Source organism: Luteibacter sp. P4_D7_3, assembly GCF_056401735.1.
Genome location: NZ_JBFUIT010000052.1, coordinates 1 through 18,188, shown reverse-complemented (window position 1 = coordinate 18,188; position 18,188 = coordinate 1). Strand labels below are relative to the sequence as shown.

Annotated in this window: 18 protein-coding genes and 1 pseudogene; 11 read left to right on the top strand and 8 right to left on the bottom strand. The window is 64.0% G+C overall.

Annotation, left to right across the window (positions count from 1 at the left end):
- The 3 genes from AC1DSN_RS07635 to AC1DSN_RS07625 all read right to left on the bottom strand — a co-directional run.
- Positions 1–558: CPBP family glutamic-type intramembrane protease (locus AC1DSN_RS07635; RefSeq protein ID WP_477330167.1), on the bottom strand; the 558-nt coding region annotated here is incomplete at its 3' end.
- 111 nt (positions 559–669) lie between these two features.
- Positions 670–1,563 (bottom strand): SDR family oxidoreductase, encoded by an 894-nt coding sequence (locus AC1DSN_RS07630; RefSeq protein WP_477295560.1) that lies wholly within the window; start codon positions 1,561–1,563, stop codon positions 670–672.
- On the bottom strand, positions 1,563–2,303 hold the full coding sequence (locus AC1DSN_RS07625; RefSeq protein WP_477295558.1) for an SDR family oxidoreductase: 741 nt from the start codon (positions 2,301–2,303) through the stop codon (positions 1,563–1,565). Before AC1DSN_RS07625 ends, AC1DSN_RS07630 begins: the two co-directional genes overlap by 1 nt.
- A 112-nt stretch (positions 2,304–2,415) precedes the next feature.
- On the opposite strand from AC1DSN_RS07625, the gene AC1DSN_RS07620 reads away from it, so the two are divergent.
- A complete protein-coding gene (locus AC1DSN_RS07620; protein ID WP_477295556.1) occupies positions 2,416–3,327 on the top strand; it encodes a LysR family transcriptional regulator in 912 nt (303 codons plus the stop codon).
- Between the two features lie 22 nt (positions 3,328–3,349).
- Here AC1DSN_RS07620 and AC1DSN_RS07615 read toward each other — a convergent pair whose 3' ends face one another.
- On the bottom strand, positions 3,350–3,763 hold the full coding sequence (locus tag AC1DSN_RS07615) for a DUF4156 domain-containing protein (protein ID WP_063571272.1): 414 nt from the start codon (positions 3,761–3,763) through the stop codon (positions 3,350–3,352).
- 176 nt (positions 3,764–3,939) lie between these two features.
- Positions 3,940–6,783, bottom strand: a pseudogene (locus AC1DSN_RS07610) (M16 family metallopeptidase); the annotation flags it as partial.
- A gap of 383 nt (positions 6,784–7,166) precedes the next feature.
- Here AC1DSN_RS07610 and AC1DSN_RS07605 point away from each other — a divergent pair.
- From AC1DSN_RS07605 to AC1DSN_RS07585, 5 genes are read left to right on the top strand one after another with little or no spacing between them, the layout of a single operon-like run.
- On the top strand, positions 7,167–7,361 hold the full coding sequence (locus AC1DSN_RS07605; RefSeq protein WP_063571271.1) for a hypothetical protein: 195 nt from the start codon (positions 7,167–7,169) through the stop codon (positions 7,359–7,361).
- Between the two features lie 7 nt (positions 7,362–7,368).
- Positions 7,369–7,833, top strand: a complete 465-nt coding sequence (locus AC1DSN_RS07600) for a tRNA (cytidine(34)-2'-O)-methyltransferase (RefSeq protein ID WP_477293522.1) — start codon at positions 7,369–7,371, stop codon at positions 7,831–7,833.
- Between the two features lie 47 nt (positions 7,834–7,880).
- Entirely contained in the window at positions 7,881–8,549 is a 669-nt protein-coding gene (locus AC1DSN_RS07595) for a ubiquinone biosynthesis accessory factor UbiJ (protein ID WP_477330165.1), read from the top strand.
- Positions 8,546–10,195 (top strand): ubiquinone biosynthesis regulatory protein kinase UbiB, encoded by a 1,650-nt coding sequence (gene ubiB, locus AC1DSN_RS07590; protein ID WP_477330163.1) that lies wholly within the window; start codon positions 8,546–8,548, stop codon positions 10,193–10,195. The genes AC1DSN_RS07595 and ubiB overlap by 4 nt, the downstream gene beginning before the upstream one ends.
- Positions 10,196–10,199: 4 nt before the next feature.
- Positions 10,200–10,931: a pseudouridine synthase gene (locus AC1DSN_RS07585; protein ID WP_213948891.1), complete on the top strand. Its 732-nt coding sequence runs from the start codon at positions 10,200–10,202 to the stop codon at positions 10,929–10,931.
- A gap of 29 nt (positions 10,932–10,960) precedes the next feature.
- Here AC1DSN_RS07585 and AC1DSN_RS07580 read toward each other — a convergent pair whose 3' ends face one another.
- Together AC1DSN_RS07580 and AC1DSN_RS07575 are read right to left on the bottom strand one after the other, a co-directional pair.
- Entirely contained in the window at positions 10,961–11,260 is a 300-nt protein-coding gene (locus AC1DSN_RS07580; RefSeq protein WP_477330161.1) for a type II toxin-antitoxin system RelE/ParE family toxin, read from the bottom strand.
- Complete coding sequence (locus AC1DSN_RS07575; protein WP_477330159.1) at positions 11,260–11,706, bottom strand: hypothetical protein; 447 nt, start codon at positions 11,704–11,706, stop codon at positions 11,260–11,262. Before AC1DSN_RS07575 ends, AC1DSN_RS07580 begins: the two co-directional genes overlap by 1 nt.
- 229 nt (positions 11,707–11,935) lie before the next feature.
- Here AC1DSN_RS07575 and arfB point away from each other — a divergent pair, with 229 nt between their 5' ends.
- The 3 genes from arfB to AC1DSN_RS07560 all read left to right on the top strand — a co-directional run bounded on the left by arfB (position 11,936) and on the right by AC1DSN_RS07560 (position 14,055).
- Positions 11,936–12,358 (top strand): alternative ribosome rescue aminoacyl-tRNA hydrolase ArfB, encoded by a 423-nt coding sequence (gene arfB / locus AC1DSN_RS07570; protein ID WP_063571265.1) that lies wholly within the window; start codon positions 11,936–11,938, stop codon positions 12,356–12,358.
- A complete protein-coding gene (locus AC1DSN_RS07565) occupies positions 12,355–12,942 on the top strand; it encodes a 1-acyl-sn-glycerol-3-phosphate acyltransferase (protein ID WP_477293534.1) in 588 nt (195 codons plus the stop codon). Before arfB ends, AC1DSN_RS07565 begins: the two co-directional genes overlap by 4 nt.
- A 651-nt stretch (positions 12,943–13,593) precedes the next feature.
- A complete protein-coding gene (locus AC1DSN_RS07560) occupies positions 13,594–14,055 on the top strand; it encodes a hypothetical protein (RefSeq protein ID WP_477330157.1) in 462 nt (153 codons plus the stop codon).
- On the opposite strand, the gene AC1DSN_RS07555 is transcribed toward AC1DSN_RS07560, so the two are convergent.
- The gene (locus AC1DSN_RS07555) at positions 14,056–15,030 is read right to left on the bottom strand and encodes a LysR family transcriptional regulator (protein ID WP_255548568.1); all 975 of its coding nucleotides are present in this window, start codon (positions 15,028–15,030) and stop codon (positions 14,056–14,058) included.
- 193 nt (positions 15,031–15,223) lie between these two features.
- Here AC1DSN_RS07555 and aceB point away from each other — a divergent pair, with 193 nt between their 5' ends.
- Both aceB and aceA read left to right on the top strand, forming a co-directional pair.
- Complete coding sequence (gene aceB / locus AC1DSN_RS07550) at positions 15,224–16,822, top strand: malate synthase A (protein ID WP_477293539.1); 1,599 nt, start codon at positions 15,224–15,226, stop codon at positions 16,820–16,822.
- Positions 16,823–16,844: 22 nt separating this feature from the next.
- Positions 16,845–18,134, top strand: coding sequence for an isocitrate lyase (aceA, locus tag AC1DSN_RS07545; RefSeq protein ID WP_477330155.1), 1,290 nt, complete (start codon positions 16,845–16,847; stop codon positions 18,132–18,134).
- Positions 18,135–18,188 lie beyond the last annotated feature (54 nt).

Below are 18,188 nucleotides of genomic sequence, written 5' to 3'. Positions count from 1 at the left end.
ACTCAGGTGGACGCCCGCGAATAAGGCAGCACTGACAGCAATGGGCCCCCAGGGCKGAGCCACTCGCAGGAGAAGGAATATTGGCGTGCCCCGAAAGGCCATTTCTTCCGATATTCCCACCATCAGCATGCCGATGGCCCATATCAAGGCGAAGCCAAGCGCCCCCCCGCCACTGACATTCCATCCCGTAAATTCAAGTGTCCCTCCGATGTAAAGCCCGAACACAACGATCGAGATGGCAACGAAGCCGGCTATCGAACCGTACGCGAACTGTCGCATCGGGAACGGCCTGAGACCGTAGTCGAACAGCGATCGACCATCCAGCCGAGCGATGAACCAGGTGATTACAACGATAAACAAGCTCCGGAAGGCGCAGAGGATCAGGAGGATCGCTGGCGGCACCTGTTTCGGTACGGGGGCCAGCAAGACCGACTGAAGTTCGGGCAAGGCCAACCAGCCGAGAGGCCGCTCGAGGAAGGTCGACGCGAAGTAAAGCGCAAGGTAAAGGCAAACCAGAATGAGGGCCTTGCTCGTGCCATGGGTGGTGTGTGATTTCATGCCTCGGCACTCTGGCCATCTCACCAAAGGAATCTGCGCCAACGGCCACGACATCGCACCGGCTCGTGGCACCCTCATTCCTCCCTGACGACCCCTTATCGCATTCGAGCCTCACACCTTGGGAGACAAGAGTTCCGCGATGCCCACACGCCAGAACAACTCCCGCCGCACCCGATCCGCCACGCCGTTCACGATCTCGGCGCCGTCCTGCGAAGGGTCGACATGGACTCGGAAGGGCCGCTTGCCAAAAGGCAGGTTCACCACCTCGACGATCTTCGTGGCCACTTCCCCGGCGTCCGCATCGGCTGGCTCCAGCGCCGCCAGGCCATGCAGGATCCGGTCCGGCATACCTGCATACGGGCCGTCCATATACTCGGCAGCACGTACCTCATCGGCGGGCTTGCCGGCGTGGGCGAAGTGGTTGGTGCCCTTCGTGAAGGCTCCCGGCACCATGATCGAGGTCTCGATGCCCCAACGCGCCAGCTCACCGGCGTAGCTCACGGCCAACGAATCCATCGCTGCCTTCGCCGCGAAATACGGCGCGAGGAACGGTGGCGTGCCACCGCGGACGCTACTGCTCGACACCCACAGCACCAGACCCTTTTCCTGCCGGCGCATGACCGGCAGGGCAGCCCGATTGACACGTTGCGTGCCGAGCACGTTCACGTCGTAGAGCTGGGCGTACTGCTCGGCCGTGAAGGCCTCGGCCGGCCCGAACACCATGTGACCGGCGTTATGGATGAGTACGTCGAGGCGGCCGTCACGTTCGACGATCGTCTTCACTGCAGCTTCCGCCGAGGCCTCGGACGTGACATCGAGTTCGACGACGCGAAGGTCGATGTTCCGGTTCTTCGCCTCCTCGAGCACGGCGTCGGCGTTAGTCGCGTTGCGGCCAGCCATGTCGCGCATACTCGCGTAGACGGTGTGCCCCGCCTCAGCCAGCGCACGTGCGGTCAGCAGGCCGAAGCCGCTGGACGCGCCGGTAATCAGGATGACCTGTTTCATCAGACGATCCCTCCGTTGGCACGGAGCACCTGGCCATTGATCCAGGCGCCATCGGCGCCGGCAAGGAAGGCGACGGCGGCTGCGATGTCGTCGGGCGTCCCTAGGCGTTCGAGGGGTGCCAGCTTCGCGAGACGGTCAATGAGCTCGGGCGACTTTCCGTCGAGGAAGAGATCGGTCGCGGTCGGGCCCGGTGCGATGGCGTTCACCGTGACCTGACGGCCGCGCAGTTCGCGGGCAAGCACCATGGTGGTCGCCTCGATAGCCGCTTTCGTTGCGGCATAGGCGGCATAGCCCGGCTGCAGGAGGCCGACCACACTGGAGGAGAAGTTGATGATGCGACCGCCCTCGCGGATGCGGGTCGCGGCTTCGCGCATGGTGTTGTAGCTGCCTTTCACATTGATCGCGAAGAGGCGATCGAAGTCGTCGTCCTTGAGGTCGGCGACATTGGCCAGGGCCATGACGCCGGCGTTGTTCACCAGCACGTCGACGCCACCGTAGACCTCGTGCACGGTATCGAACAGGCGGCGCACGTCGGCTGACTTAGACACATCGGCCTGGGCGCTGATCGCCTTGCCACCGGCAGCTTCGATCTCACGGACCACGGTCTCGGCCGCCTGGGCGCTCCCGGCATAGTTGATGACAACGGTGAAGCCGTCGCGCGCGAGGCGCTTGGCCACTGCCGCGCCGATACCGCGCGAAGCGCCCGTCACGATGGCGACTTTCGGGATGCTCTGGTTCATCTGGGTTCTCCGGTACCGGCGACATTGCCGGGCGAGAACAGGATGGACGTTGTCGGCTTCCGGATAATCCATCAGCATATGGCTTCACTATTCCACCGATCGGAACAACGCCATGGACCGTTTTGACACCATGCGCCTCTTCGTCCGCATCGTGGAGCGGCGCAGCTTCACCCTGGCGGCCTCCGACCTCGATCTACCCCGGTCCACAGTGACCCAGGCCATCAAGCGCCTGGAGACCCGGCTCGGGGTCCGGCTGCTGCAGCGAACCACGCGCCATGTCAGCCCCACGCTGGACGGTGAGGCCTATCACCGGCGCTGCGTAGCGATCCTGGCCGAGGTGGAAGATGCCGAAGCCGCCTTCCTCGACGCGCGACCGACCGGCTTGCTGCGCGTRGACATGCACGGCACGCTCGCCCGCACCTTCGTCCTGCCGGACCTACCGGACTTTCTCGCGCGCTACCCGGGCCTCCGGGTGCACCTGGGGGAAGGCGACCGCTGGGTGGATCTCGTACGTGAAGGGGTCGACTGCGTACTTCGTGTCGGCGATCTGGCCGACAGCAGCATGGTTGGCCGTCGGATCGCGATGCTGGAAGAAGTGACCTGCGGCAGCCCGGCGTATCTGGAGTGCCACGGCGTGCCGCAAACACCGGACGACCTCGATGGCCACCTCGCCATCGGCTTCCTCTCGACGGCCACGGGCAGCACGCTTCCACTGGAATTCGTCGAGAACGGTAACGTACGCCTGGTCAATCTTCCGTCCGTCGTGACGGTGACCGGTTCGGATACCAATATCGATCTCGCCCGGATGGGACTGGGCCTGATCCAGGTGCCGCGTTATCACCTGGCGGACGATCTGGCGACGGGTCGGCTGGTCCCGGTGCTGCGCGACTACCCTCCCACGCCCTCACCGGTATCCCTGCTGTATCCGCACAATCGACAGCTATCGCCACGCGTACGTGTGTTCATCGATTGGGTAACGGCGACGTTCGCCGCGCGAGCACGTGACGGCGTCACTTCGCTCTGAGCGAAGTGACGTCAGCGTCCGATCAGTTGTTCTTCAGCGGGACCGTTTCAAAACCCGCCTTGGGAGCGCTGTCGCCCTGAGGAGCGGGCGCGGGCGTACCGCTACGCGCGGGGCCGACGTTGCGGCTACCGCAGGTGTAAGCACCCCACGGCTGTGAGCCTTCGCTCGGATCGGCCAGTGGCTTCACCGTGTCGGCGCCCATCTTGGCGGCTTCGTTACGCGCGAGTACCTCGAGTTCGTCGCGAACCTTCAGGTCGTTGCGATCTACCGGGCCGACACGGTTCATGACGGACACCGTGACCTTGCCTTGCTCCTTGCAGCTTGAGACGTCGCCGTTCCAGGCCGTGCGAACGTTTCGCGCGCCGTCATCGAGCTTGATGCCCCAGGTGCAGGCAGACAGGGCGAGGGGAACGAGGAGGACGAGAACCTTGCGCATGTGGAACTCCGGGGGATTCGATCGATGCCTATGCTAGCCGGACTACCGTGAGGGCGCGATCTTCGTCGATCGCGCCCTCACGTGAGTTACTTGCCGGTCGCCGGGGCGGCGGCATCCTGGGAAGGCTTGGTCGCCTTTGTGATCTTGCCGGCTTTGCCGGTTCTGGCGTGCGGCACGTCCTTCGCCGGGTTGCCATCCGCATCGATCACGTGGAGCTCGCCCAGGTTCAGGGCACGAACGGGCGCCTCGATCTTGCTCAGATCGCCCACGATGACCCAGGTCAGCGCATCGGGGTGAATCACGGCCGTCAACGCATCCTCTGCGGCCTTGCGGTCGACACCTTCAATGCGGCCCTTGAGGGTCTGCACGTAGTTGTCCGGACGATCGTAGATGACGATGCCCGTCATCGCACCGAGCACCGCGGAGGTGGTTTCGAAGCTTCCGGGCAACGCACGGACTTTCTGAGCGCGAATCTTCGCAATCTCGTCGTCGGTCAGCGGCTTCGGGCCGATGACGGCACGTGCTTCCTTGAGGATCTCCGCAGCGGAGTCGGCCGTCTTGTCGGTCTGCACCGGCGCATAAAACAGCATCGGTCGCTGGCCCTGGGCATCGGAAAGCATGCTGCCCGCCCMATAGGCCCAGCGCTTCTCTTCGCGCAGGTTCATGTTGAGGCGCGAGGTGAACGTGCCACCGAAGGCGCCGTTGGCGATACCGAGGTCGAGTGCGTTCTTCGCCTTGGTCGACGGCGCGAGCAGGCCGGCGAGAATGAGCGATTGCGGCGCATCGGTGCGATTGATCAGGAAGACGCGCGGCTTGGGCTGTTCGGCGACCTGGCCGACGTTCTTCGTGGGCAGCGCACTTGTTGGCGCGGCCCAGTCACCGAAAACGGCATCCAGCTGCGGCAGGATCTGCGCCAGCGTGGTGTCGCCGGCGACGAGAATGCGAACGTTGTCCGGACGCAGGAAGTCCCGTTGGAATCCGGCGAGATCCTCGGCGGTGAGCGACGCGATCGCCTTCTCGGTGCCGCTGCCGGTAAACGGAATGCCGTAGGCGTGGTTCTTGCCGTAAAGCAGGGGCGGCAAGGTACGCAGGGCCAGGCCGGTAGGCTCGGTCTTCTCCTGCGCGATGCCCGCCATCCACTGGCCGCGCACGCGCTCGATGTCGTCGGATTTGAACGCCGGGTTGCGAACGATATCGGCGAACAGTGAGAGCGACGGGGTCAGTTCGGAGTTCAGCGCGTTGAGGCCGATCGAGCAGTTGTCGAGCGAGCAGCCGGAACCGATGATCGCACCCAGACGCTCCTTGCGCCGGGCCACTTCGACCGAATCCAGCGTCTTCGTGCTCTCATCGAGCAGTGCCGAGGTGAAACTTGCCGTGCCGAGCTTGCGGCCCTGGTCTGCGGCGTAGCCCGCATTGAACAAAAGGCTGATCTGGGTAATCGGCACGGTATGGCGCTCGGCGAGCACCACCTCGATGCCGTTCTTCAGCTTGCCGCGCTGCAAGGTCGGGAACGAGAGATCGGGGAAGCTGTCGACCGACGGCACGCCCTTGCTGCGATCGACCGCCGACTTGCCGACGGTATAGGTCTTGGCTTGCGGCAACACGGCCGCCGGACGCCCCGCCGAGTCTTTCAGGCCGGCCACGGCCTTGTCCTCGGCAGCGGGGTCGAAGCCCGGCGCAGCGGGCAGCACGGTGATCGTGTAGTCCCCCTTGGACAACCACGTCTTCGACGAAGCGAGCACGGAGGCGATCGTGGCGTTCTGCGCGCGCTGGAGATCCTTCTTATAGGCCTCGGGGTCGTTTCGGTAGACCTGACCCTCGGCGAGGATGACGGCCTTGCCGCCGGAACCACCGACTTTCTCCAGGCCGCGCACGAAGCCGGCGCGATTGCTGACCTTGGCGCGTGCCAGCTCATCTTCTGTCGGACCGGTCGCCATGTAGTCCTTCCAGACATCGGCCACAGCGGCTTCAACCTTCGCTGGATCGACGCCGTTCTTGACGTCGACGGTGAGCTGCACCTGGCTGGCGAGTGCGAACGGCGCAATGCCGAGACTTACATCGTCGGCCAGCTTGTCCTGGTAAACGAGACGCTGGTAGAGGCGCGAGGTCTTCCCGCCGCCGAGCACCGTGGTGGCGAGATCGAGCTGAACGGAGTCATCGCTGCCGAGCTGCGGCACGACCCATGTGCGAACGATGYGGGTCTGTGCGACCTGGTCATGCTGCGTGCCGCGCGTGGAGGTCGCGACAGGCGTAATCCACGGCTGCTGACGCGGCACCGGCGGCCCTGCGGGGATGTCGCCGAAGTACGTTTCCGCCTTGGCCTTGGCCTGGGCCACCGTGATGTCACCGGCGAGCACGAGCGTGGTGTTGGCTGCGCCGTAGTAGCTGTTGAACCAGTGCTTCACGTCGGCGAGCGAGGCCTTGTCCAGATCGTCCATCGAGCCGATGGTGTCGTGGTGATAGGGGTGGTTGGCCGGGTAGGTGTTGACCAGGATGTTTTCATCGACGCGGCCATAGGGACGGTTCTCGTCCTGGCGCTTTTCGTTCTGCACGACGCCGCGCTGGGTGTCGAGTTCCTTCTGCCCGATGGCACCGAGGAGGTGGCCCATGCGGTCGGATTCCATCCACAGGGCCATGTCCAGCGCGGTCGTCGGCACGGTCTCGAAATAGTTGGTGCGATCGAACCACGTAGTGCCGTTCATGTCGGTGGCGCCGGCCACTTCGAACGGCTGGAAATACGTTCCTTTGCGGTTCTCCGAGCCCGAGAACATGAGGTGCTCGAAGAGGTGCGCGAAGCCTGTCTTGCCGGCGGGCTCGTCGGCGGAGCCGACGTGGTACCAGATACTTACCGCAACGACGGGGGCCTTGTGATCCTCATGGACCACGACGGTCAGGCCATTGGGCAACTGGAACCGCGTGAAGGGGATATCCGGGATGGCGTCGGGGGACGGGGTGGCCGCTCCGGCGACTCCAACGACGGAAATCAGCCCGGCAGCAAGCAGGGCGAATCGTTTCTTCATAGCGGCTCCTGTGGGCCTCTATGGCCCGATCCCTCCGAGGCTAGCCCGCGCGGTCCATCGGACGCAATCAGCCGTCCTGCACGGTCCGGACGGTGTCCGCTGTCACGTGGTCAGTGTCCGCGGACATCGACTCGCAGCGTCGCCACCTGACAAACCTCATACGAATCAGCTGATTGCACGCCCTTAAAAGCTGGCACGGCGTTTGCGTTACTAGTCCTGCCAAGCCGGGTGGACTTCCCGCCCGACATCGATCCGGAGAACGCCATGAAGTACGAAATGCTGATGATGCGCGGCCTGCTCGTGACCTCGATGCTGATCTGCGGCCTGACCCTCGGCCAGATGTTCTGAATAGCCACCCTTTAAGAATTTACGGAACCTACGCCATGAATCACGAACTCCTGATGCTCCGCAGCCTGCTGGTCGCCTCGCTCGTCGTCTGCGGCCTGATCCTGGGCAACATGCTCGCCTACACCGGCAACCCGGTACAGCTGGCGACGGTCGGCACGGCAGCCGGCGCAATCACCAACGGCTGCGGCGTGCCACCCGATGGCATCGTCTGCCCCCGCATCGCCTCATAATGGGCGCATGCCCCACGTCATTCTCTTCCGACCCGAAATACCGCCCAACACGGGCAACGTCATTCGCCTCTGTGCCAACACAGGCGCGGCCCTGCATCTGGTGCGACCGCTCGGATTCGAGCTGGACGACGCCCGTCTCCGCCGCGCCGGCCTGGACTACCACGAGTTCGCAAGCGTCGCCGTCCACGACGACCTGAACGCCTGCCTCGCCGCCATCGGCCATCCGCGGGTCTTCGCCTTCTCGACCCGGGGTCAGCATCTCCATACCGATGTCTCGTTCGCCGAAGGCGACGCGCTTCTCTTCGGCTGCGAAACAGCGGGCTTGCCAGACGACGTGCTCGATGCCATTCCCGAGGAGCATCGCGTCCGCCTGCCGATGCGACCGGGCAACCGTAGCCTCAACCTTTCCAACGCGGTGGCCGTTGCCGTGTTCGAGGCGTGGCGCCAGGCGGGTTTCGACGGCGCGTCCTGAACGGCCCGGATGCCGCTGCACGCGAGCTGGCGGGCTACAATTGCGGCATGACTTCCGATCGTCCCTCGGCTGACGCCGGCCCCAATCGATTCCTGCCCCGCCCGCTTCGCGTCCTCGCCGGACGTGCCATGGAGGCAGCACTCAACCGTGCCGTCGACCTGGACCCGGACACCCGCGCCCGTCTGGACGTGCTCGACGGCCGCAGCGTACAGGTGCACCTAAGCGGACCGGACCTGGCCCTGCGCATCTCGGTCGAGAAGGGACGCCTTCGCGTCGGACCTCCGGCAGAAGGTGGCAGCCTGCGTGTCACGGCATCACCGGCCAGCCTGCTGGCCATGGCCATGCGCCGCGACGACGACGGTGTGGCTCCCGGCAAGGTGGATATCGCGGGTGACGCCGAGTTSGCACGGCGGCTCGAGAAGCTCACGCGCCAATACGCACCGGACGTCGAAGAGGCGTTCGCGAAAACGTTTGGCGACACCATCGGTGTGCCGTTGGCCAAAGCGCTACGGGATGGCCTCGCCCACGCCCGCGAGTCCGTGTCCCACCTCACCGAGGACGGGGCCGACTGGCTTCGTGATGAGGGGCGCGTCGCCGTCGCACCCGGCGAGGCAGATGCCTTCCTCGACGGCGTCGATGACGTGCGTGAACGCACCGAGCGTGCCGAGGCCCGTCTGGCCCGCCTCGAGCGCGCCTTGAAAGGGCGTCACGCATGACGCCGCTGCGTCTGTTGCCGCGCCTGTTGCGCGTTGCCTCTATCCTCATGAAGTACCAGCTCGACGACCTCGCGGATGGGACGCCGGTTTTCCGTTCGTTGAGGCTGGTGCGCCCCCTCTTTCCCGGCGTGCCTGCCGAGGTTCGGGCGCTGCCACGTGGGGCGCGACTGCGACTCGCCCTGACCGATCTCGGCCCCATCTTCGTCAAGGCCGGCCAGGTACTTTCGACGCGTCGCGACCTCGTGCCCGCCGACATCGCCGACGAGCTGGCGCTCTTGCAGGATCAGGTGCCGCCCTTCCCCGGCGCCGAGGCCCGCGCGATCGTCGAACGCGAGCTGAAGGCGGCGGTGACGACGCTGTATGCCAGCTTCGATGAAATCGCCCTGGCCTCCGCGTCGATCGCCCAGGTGCACGCTGCCACGCTGCACGATGGCCGCGCCGTTGTCGTCAAGGTGCTGCGTCCCGGCATCGACAAGCGCATTGCACGCGACGTCGATCTTCTCCACGCGCTGGGCGAGCTCGCCCAGCGCTGGCATCCGAATGCCGACAAGATCCGTCCGCTCGAGGTGGTCGCCGAAGTCGAGAAGATGCTCTCGAATGAGCTCGACCTGCGACGGGAAGGTGCCAGCGCCAGCCTGCTCCGTCGCAACTTCGCCAGTGGCGTGGATCTCTACGTGCCGGAAGTGCATTGGGACCTGAGCACCGAGGGCGTGCTCACGCTCGAACGCGTCTACGGCGTCAGCTGTGACGACATTGCGGCGATCGATGCGGCCGGTCTCGATCGCAAGTACCTCGCCGAGAAAGGGGTGCGGCTGTTCTACGAGCAGGTGTTCCGCGACAACTTCTTTCACGCCGATGCGCACCCGGGCAACATCTGGGTCGACCTCACGCGCGTCGACGAACCCCGTTTCATCGCGCTCGACTTCGGCATCATGGGCTCCCTGCCCGAAGCCGATCAGTTCTGGCTTGCCGAGAATTTCATCGCCCTGTTCGAGCGCGATTACGCGCGCATCGCGCAGCTGCATGTCGCCGCGGGCTGGATGCCTGCCACGCTCAGGCTGGACGAACTCGAGGCGGCCATACGCACCGTTTGCGAACCCTATTTCACCCAGCCTCTCGCGAAGATATCCATCGCCGAACTGGTGGTGAAGCTGTTCCAGACCGCGCGAAAGTTCGAGCTGACGCTGCAGCCGCAGCTGATCCTCCTGCAGAAGACCCTGCTCAATATCGAAGGCGTCGGGCGCATGCTCGACCCCGAGATCGACATCTGGGCCGTCGCTCATCCGGTGCTTCGCCGCATCCTCCGCGAGCGCTACAGCTTACGCGCGACGCTGCGCGATGTGCGTCGCCGCCTGCCGCAATGGATCCAAACGGCGCCTCAGGTGCCGGAGCTCGTACGGGATGCGCTGCGTCAGGTCGGCAGCGGTCAGCTGCGTCAGATGGCCGACCCGCACGCGCTTGCGCTGGCCCGCGACGATGCGCGGCGCATGCGCCGACTCGTGGCCTGCAGCCTGCTGGGTTCATCGCTGCTGGTCTGCGCCGCCCTGGTCGGCACGCTGGCCGCACGCGGCACGTGGCCGGCCATCGTGGCTGCGGTGGCGGGCGTGATCGCCTTCGCCGCCGGCTGGCCGCGCCGCGTCGGCTGAGCCCATGCTCGAGATCCTCTATCAGGACGACGACATCGTCGCCGTCAACAAGCCGGCCAATCTCGCGGTGCACCGATCGAAGTTCGTCGGTCCCGATGACGCCTTCCTGATCGACCTGCTTCGCGAACAGGTCGAAGGGAAACTGCACCTTGCGCATCGCCTGGACCGTGCCACGTCTGGCGTTCTCCTGGTCGCGCGCTCGCCCGAAGCGGCCAGTCAGATGGGCGAGCAGTTCATGGGACGCAGTGTGCGCAAACGCTACCTCGCGGTGGTTCGTGGCTGGCCAGACCCCGAGGCCGGCACGATCGACTATCCCTTGCCGGGCTCAAAGGACACCGGGCCGCGTCGCGATGCCACGACGGACTACAGGCAGCTGGGCACGACGGAAGTCGATATCGCGATGGGTCGCTACGACAAGCAGAGGTATGCCTTTGCCGTCGCGGAACCGCGCACCGGGCGATTCCGCCAGATCCGGAAGCACTTCGCGCACATCCATCACCCGATCGTCGGTGATAGCCAGCACGGGCGTGGCGATCACAATCGTCTGTTCAAGCAGTACTTCTCGTCACACCGGCTGCTGCTGCATGCAGCGCGGCTGGAGTTCGAGCATCCTGTCGATGGGCGCCCGATGGCGATCGATGCAGGGCTGGATGAGACGTGGCTCAAGCTGCTTGAGCGGTTCGCATGGGCGGAGGCTTACGAGGCTCAGGTCGAGGCGTGGAAGGCAGCGAGCTAGCGACGCGCGAGTACGGTCGCTTAGTCGACCTACAAGGGCCGCTGGCGCCGCGTGTGTACCGCCGCGTGAACCGTCACGTGGTCGTACATTGCATCGAAATGATAGACAACACGGTAAGGAACGGCCGAAAGCACGCGCTCGCGGCTGCCGCTTACCGTCATCCCACCGGCCTCCGGATGCGCAACGATACTTTCGATTGCATCCATGATTGCTAGCAGAACATCCTCTGCGGCCTGCCAGGCTGCCTGAGACTCGTACCAGGCAACGATCGCTTCCATATCATGCAGGGCGTCATCCGACAGGTGCAGGTCAACTCGTTTGTCGGGCATCAGGGCGAGCGCTTCTTACGAGCCTCCATGCCTTCTAGCAGCTCCKCGACACGAGATCTGGCCTCGTCAAGGGGATACAGCCTCGACTCGCCGGAGGCGACCCTGACCACCGACTTTTCTACCTTGGCCTTTAGCCAATCCGCGTATTCCGCCGTCTCCTTAAGTGCTAGCGCACGATCGGGACGGGGGGCGCGCAGACTTCCTGCTTCGTAGGCGTCTGCAATGACGCTTAACCGGGTCACGCCCAGACGCGCCATCTGGGCAATGGCGCTATCCGTCGTTGAGAAGATGCGCAGCGTACCGTCGGCGGAACACAACGTGCGTGCGCCGTCTTCCATGTCAACGCGCACAGTCCAACCTGATTTGCGACCGACAACCGTCGCGGTCGATAAAGATCCAGCCTCAGCCAACAGGCGGAGCCGAGCCAGCTTGATTGTGTCGTCCATGTACGGGCCTTCGGCCGCGTAGGGGGGGCGACCAAGGATTAACATTAACGTTAAGCATAGCCAATTCCAATGCGAAGGCTCGAGGAAAGAGCCTCCGATACTGGCGCGCCTTGATCTGACCCGAACCTGGGTGTAGCCCATCACGCGATGTAGGCGCCACTCGCGTCCTTCGCTCTGCTCTCGCGCTGCACCATGGAACCAGGAAGCACGCTGGTAGAATCCGCCAACCATGCTCATCGTCACAGCCAACATCACGATCCCCGACAGCGAACTGACTGAGCGCTTCATGCGCGCCGACGGTCCGGGGGGCCAGCACGTCAATCGGACGGAGAGCGCTGTCGAGTTGCGCTTCGACGTCGCGTCGTCGCCGTCACTGCCAGACGAAGTGCGCGCACGCCTGCTCGCTCGTCGGGACAGGCGAATGACCGACGCGGGCGTGATGGTGATCCAGGCGCGGCGCTTCCGTGACCAGGCCCGCAACCGCGACGACGCGCGCGACCGCCTGGTCGACGTGATTCGCGAAGCCACCGTCGTCGCGAAGAAGCGTGTGGCAACGAAGCCCACGCGCGCATCGAAGGAACGCCGTCTCGTAGGTAAGACGCAGCGGGGCCAGACCAAGCGAGGGCGTTCGCGAGACTGGAGCAGCGATTGAGCCCCTATCCCGAACATCTTCCGCCGAACGTTCCTTCGCTACCCGATTCCTGGTGGATGCGGCTGAGCCGCTGGGCGATTCGTCGTAGTGGCTGGCGATTCATCGGCGAGCTGCCGAATCTTCCCAAGGTCGTTGTCATCGGCGCGCCGCACTCGTCGTATTGGGACGGTGTGTGGGGCTTGCTGATGAAGTCGGCAATGGGCCTGGACCTCGGCGTGATGATCAAGCGCGAAGTGCTCAACGGCCCATTCGGCCCGATCGTGCGGCGCCTCGGCATGGTGCCGATCGACCGAAAAGCGGCGACCGATGTCGTCGGCCAGATGGTCGAGAGGTTCGCAACGCGCGAGAAGATGTGGCTCGGTATCGCCCCCGAGGGCACACGCAAAGCAGTGAAGCAGTGGAAGTCCGGCTTCCTGCGTATCGCGAGCGCAGCGAATGTCCCCATCTTGCCCATCTTCATCGACTATCCGACGAAGACGTTTACCTTGGGTCCCGTCGTCGAGACGACGAACGATACAGAAGCGGACATGACGCGCATTCGCGCCATGTTCGCTGGATATCAAGGGAAGCACCGGACCGCTTGAGTCCTGGCATGCGTCAACCGAGGGCATGCCCGTGACGAATGGTGTAGAAGGCACGAGCTTGCGATGTGTTCTTCACCACCACTCGGTACGTGCCAGGGCCTATGTTAGCGAAAAGGTAGGACCCGCTAGCAAGCGTTTGCCACTGGCCATTTACAAGTCGCTGCAACGATGATTCGAGCCACGCACTTCCCGTCACTGAGGTGGACGTAGCGCTCGTACACTTCGTGGTCCAACTGAAGAATTCATACACTTGACCGGCGACAAGATCTCCCCGCAGCGTCTGGTCCTTCGGATAGGCGAAGCACCGACCTCGTGTGTCCTGTAACTTCCCTGTCGCCTGAGCAGCGTGAACCGCCGAACCCGATGCAAGCGGTACAAGCGCTCCAAGAAAAAGTGCGGCCTTCAAAGCTGAGTTCATGATAGCTCCCGAGATAGCGCGTCATTGCGCACGACCACGTTAGAGAGGACCGTACCGGGCTGATGCCGGACGAGTTCGCCGATGGACGTAGGATTACCCTAAGGGCCATGCCGTGCCGTCTGATACGCACGCAGAAACGGCGCCGCCCGATTGATTACCGCGCCGATCCCCGACTCAACTTGCGAGTGCGCTCAGCCAGTCTCGTCGTACAGACGAATACGAGAGAGCAGACCATGGACACGGCGAGCGTCCTCAGGACACCGACACCAACCAGCAAGCCGTGGCAACTTCAGAGCCGTCGCACTAGCCACTGCATGCTGCGGGATAAGCCGATCAAGGGCGGCAGCATCGCTGAGATTGCGCAGACGCTGGACGAAACTACCAAGGAGAAACTTCGTAACGTAAATATCCGCTCTATTGATCCGGTGGAACTCAGCAACTTTATCCYCATGTTGCATCACGAGGGTTACCTCGCTCATGAGGCTTTCACACATCTCGGCAACTACCAACTTGATTACAAGGGATTGATCGATCCGCTCAAGGAAGCCCGGGACGGACGTGAGTCCATCCGCGGAGTCGACGACATCATGTACGCGCTCGCGATACGTCATTACGAAACGAGCATCGACGCCCTCCTCGGAATTGAACGGTTGACTGACTATCTGAATGGCCGGGGCGTCGATGTTTACGCGTGATTAGCGTTCCGAATGTCCCGACTCGTCATAGTCGCGATGTGTCAGCAAGCCCGGCCGAATCAGATCGATGAACGCCCTCGCCTCGGGGCTCAGGAACTTCCCCTTCCGCATCACCACACCGTAGCTTCGCTGCGGAAAGTACTGCCGCAGGTTTTTCACGACCAGACGCTCGCGATCCGCCTCCGTAATACAGATCCCCGTCACGATCGAAATGCCGAGTCCCATCGCAACGTACTGCTTGATCACGTCCCAACCGCCCACCTCGATCGCGACGGTGTAAGGCACTTTCCGCTGCTGGAAAACCATGTCGACAAGGCGATACGTGGTCAGACGCTTTGGCGGAAGGATCAACCCGTAAGGCGAAAGATCCTCCAGCCGAATGTCAGTCTTGGATGCCAGCGGGTGGTCCGGCGGCATGATCAGCATCGGGTCGTAGTGGTAGACCGGCGCCCAGGCGATGTCGTGCGGCACGTCGATCATCGAGCCGACGGCGATATCCACTTCGTCGTTGCGCAGGAGCGCCAGCCCGTCGCGGTTGGTGACGTTGGACAAGGCCAGGTGGACGTGAGGGAAACGCTCGCGGTAGGTCTTGACCAGTTCCGGGAGCAGGTACTGAATGGTCGACGAGCCGGCGGCGACGGTCAGCTTGCCCGCCTGAGCGCCCTTGGTCTTGGACTGGAACTCCCGATCGAGGTTCTCGAAGCCTTCGACCAGCGGGCGCGCCAGTTCGTACAGCGCCTCACCGGCATCCGTCAGCGTGATACGGCGCCGGGTCCGCTCCAGCAGGTGGGTCCCAAGCTCGCGCTCCAGGGCTTTGAGCTGGAGGCTCACCGAGGGCTGAGACAGGAAGAGTGCCTCGGCGGCTCGACTGAGCGTGCCCAGCCGGGTCGTGTAGACGAAGGCCCGCAGCTGCTTGAGCCGGTTCCCTTTGTAATAGAACCGGCCACCTTCCTCGTCCGCAGGACGATCAGCCATGCGCGGCTTCGCGCGCTTCGCGGGGGCCTTTTTTGGCGGATTCAGCTTACGGACCATCGAATTTAGTCCACGTAATTAGGATGTTGTACCTCACATTAGCATTGTTAATGTAAAGCTTTGAAACATTTGTTTTGTCAAAAGCAACGCTTCGGACCTAGGGTGGATACCAGACCCGCAGCCCGAGGCAGATCCCATGGCAGTTCCCAAGAACGTGATCGACCCCCTGGCGGGCGTCCGCTTCGGCGACGGCAGCAACACCTACAACGACGTCCTGACGCCGGGTGCCGTTGCCTTTGTCGCCGACCTGCACCGCCGCTTCGACAGCCGGCGCCTGGCCCTGCTCGCCGAGCGGACAGCCCGCCAGCTCCGCTACGACGCCGGCGAGCTGCCGGACTTCAGGCCGGACACGGCCACGATCCGCGAGGCCGACTGGTCGGTGGCGGCTATCCCCGATGCCCTGATGGACCGCCGCGTGGAGATCACCGGCCCCGTCGAACGCAAGATGATCATCAACGCGCTCAATTCCGGCGCGAAGGTCTTCATGGCGGACTTCGAGGATTCGAGCGCCCCGACCTGGACGAACCAGATCGAGGGCCAGCGAAACCTGCGTGATGCCGTCGATGGCACGATCGAATTCACCAACGCCGAGGGCAAGGTTTATCGCGTGGGCAAGCAGCCCGCCGTCCTCGTGGTTCGCCCCCGTGGCTGGCACCTGCCGGAACGCCACGCAGAGGTCGATGGCGATGTGGTCGCCGGTGCGCTGGTGGACTTCGGCCTCTACGCCTTCCATAACGCCAAGGCGCTGCATGCCCGCGATCACGGGCCCTATTTCTACCTGCCCAAGTTGCAGAGCATGGAAGAGGCAGCGCTGTGGGAATCGGTGATGGCCCACGCGGAAACTGTGCTGGACCTGCCCCACGGCACGATGAAGGCCACGGTGCTGATCGAGACGCTGCCCGCCGTGTTCCAGATGGACGAGATCCTGCACGCCCTGCGCGATCGCATCGTCGGCCTGAACTGCGGTCGCTGGGACTACATCTTTTCCTACCTGAAGACCTTCCGCGCCCACGGCGACCGCCTGTTGCCGGAGCGTGGCCAGGTCGGCATGACGGCGCCCTTCCTCAAGGCGTACTCGGAACTGCTCATTCGGACCTGCCATCACCGTGGCGCCTTCGCGATGGGCGGCATGGCGGCGCAGATACCTATTCGCGGCAACGAAGTAGCGAACGACGAAGCCATGGCCAAGGTGCGAGCCGACAAGCTTCGCGAAGTTACAGCAGGACATGACGGCACGTGGGTGGCTCATCCTGCGCTCGTGCCGATTGCCCAGGCCATCTTCGACGAACACATGCGCACGTCCAACCAATTGCATGTGCAGCGCGACGACGTCGTGGCCTCGCGCGACGCACTCATCGCGCCGGCGATCGGCACGATCACGCGCCCGGGTTTCGACAACAACGTGGAAGTCTGCCTCCGCTACACGGCCGCCTGGCTGGAAGGCCTCGGTTGCGTGCCCATCCACAACCTGATGGAAGACGCCGCCACCGCCGAGATCGCACGTGCGCAGCTCTGGCAGTGGCTGCATCACGAGCCGCTGGAATTCAGCGACCACGCACCGATCGACTTCGCACTGTTCGACCACGCGCTGGCGACGCACTGCCACCGCCTTCGTGAAAGCTCGCACCCAGGCGCATCGCGCGCCGAGCAGGCTGCCGCGCTGATCTCAGCGCTGACGCATGCCGACGAGCTCCGCGACTTCCTCACCCTGCCCGCCTACGAACACCTGTCCTGATCATTCTCCAAGGAGTCACACCATGAAGACGCATACTGCCGAACAGATCACGCTGGACTGGAAGAACAACGATCGCTGGAACGGCATCGAGCGTCCGTACTCCGCCGAGGATGTGATACGTCTTCGCGGTACGGTGCAGGTCGAGTACACACTCGCGCGCCGCGGTGCCGAGCGCCTGTGGCGGTCGATCCACGACAAGCCCTACGTCAACGCGCTCGGCGCGCTGACCGGCAACCAGGCCATGCAACAGGTGAAGGCCGGCCTGCAGGCCATTTATCTGTCCGGTTGGCAGGTCGCGGCCGATGCGAACACCGCCGGCACCATGTACCCCGATCAGTCCTTGTATCCGGTCGACTCGGTGCCGAATGTCGTTCGCAAGATCAACAAGACCCTGCTCCGCGCCGACCAGATCCATCACGCCGAAGGCAAGGACAACATCGACTGGCTGGTGCCGATCGTCGCCGACGCCGAGGCCGGCTTCGGCGGCGTGCTCAACGCGTACGAACTGATGGCCCACATGATCGAATCCGGTGCTGCCGGCGTGCATTTCGAAGACCAGCTGGCCAGCGCGAAGAAGTGCGGCCACATGGGCGGCAAGGTGCTCGTTCCGACGCAGGAAGCGGTGCAGAAGCTGATCGCTGCGCGTCTTGCGGCCGATGTCGCTGGCGTGCCGACCCTGATTGTCGCGCGTACCGACGCCATGGGTGCGGGCCTCGTCACGACGGACATCGACGAGAACGACAAGCCCTTCCTCACCGGCAAGCGGACGGTGGAAGGCTTCTACGAATCGAAACAGGGCATCGAGCAGGCGATCAGCCGCGGCCTGTCCTACGCGCCGTACGCAGACCTGATCTGGTGCGAGACGGCCACGCCCGACATGGAGCAGGCCCGCCGCTTCGCCGAGGCCATCCACGCGAAGTTCCCCGGCAAGAAGCTCGCCTACAACTGCTCACCGAGCTTCAACTGGAAGAAGAATCTCGACGAGAAGACCATCGCCACCTTCCAGAAGCAGCTGGGCGAGATGGGTTACGCGTTCCAGTTCATCACCCTGGCCGGCTTCCATGCACTGAACTACTCGATGTTCCAGCTGGCACGCGGCTACCGTGACCGTCAGATGGCGGCCTACGTGGAGCTGCAGGAAGCCGAGTTCGCTGCGGAGAAGGACGGCTACACCGCTGCCAAGCACCAGCGCGAGGTCGGTACCGGCTACTTCGACACCGTGAACCAGGTGATCTCTGGCTCATTCAGCTCGCTGTCGGCGCTGAGTGGCTCGACCGAAGAAGAACAGTTCCACCCGGCGTCCGCGGCATAAGCCGCGCACGCATACAGAACAGCAGCACGTGGGCCGCGCCTGCCGACAGAGGGG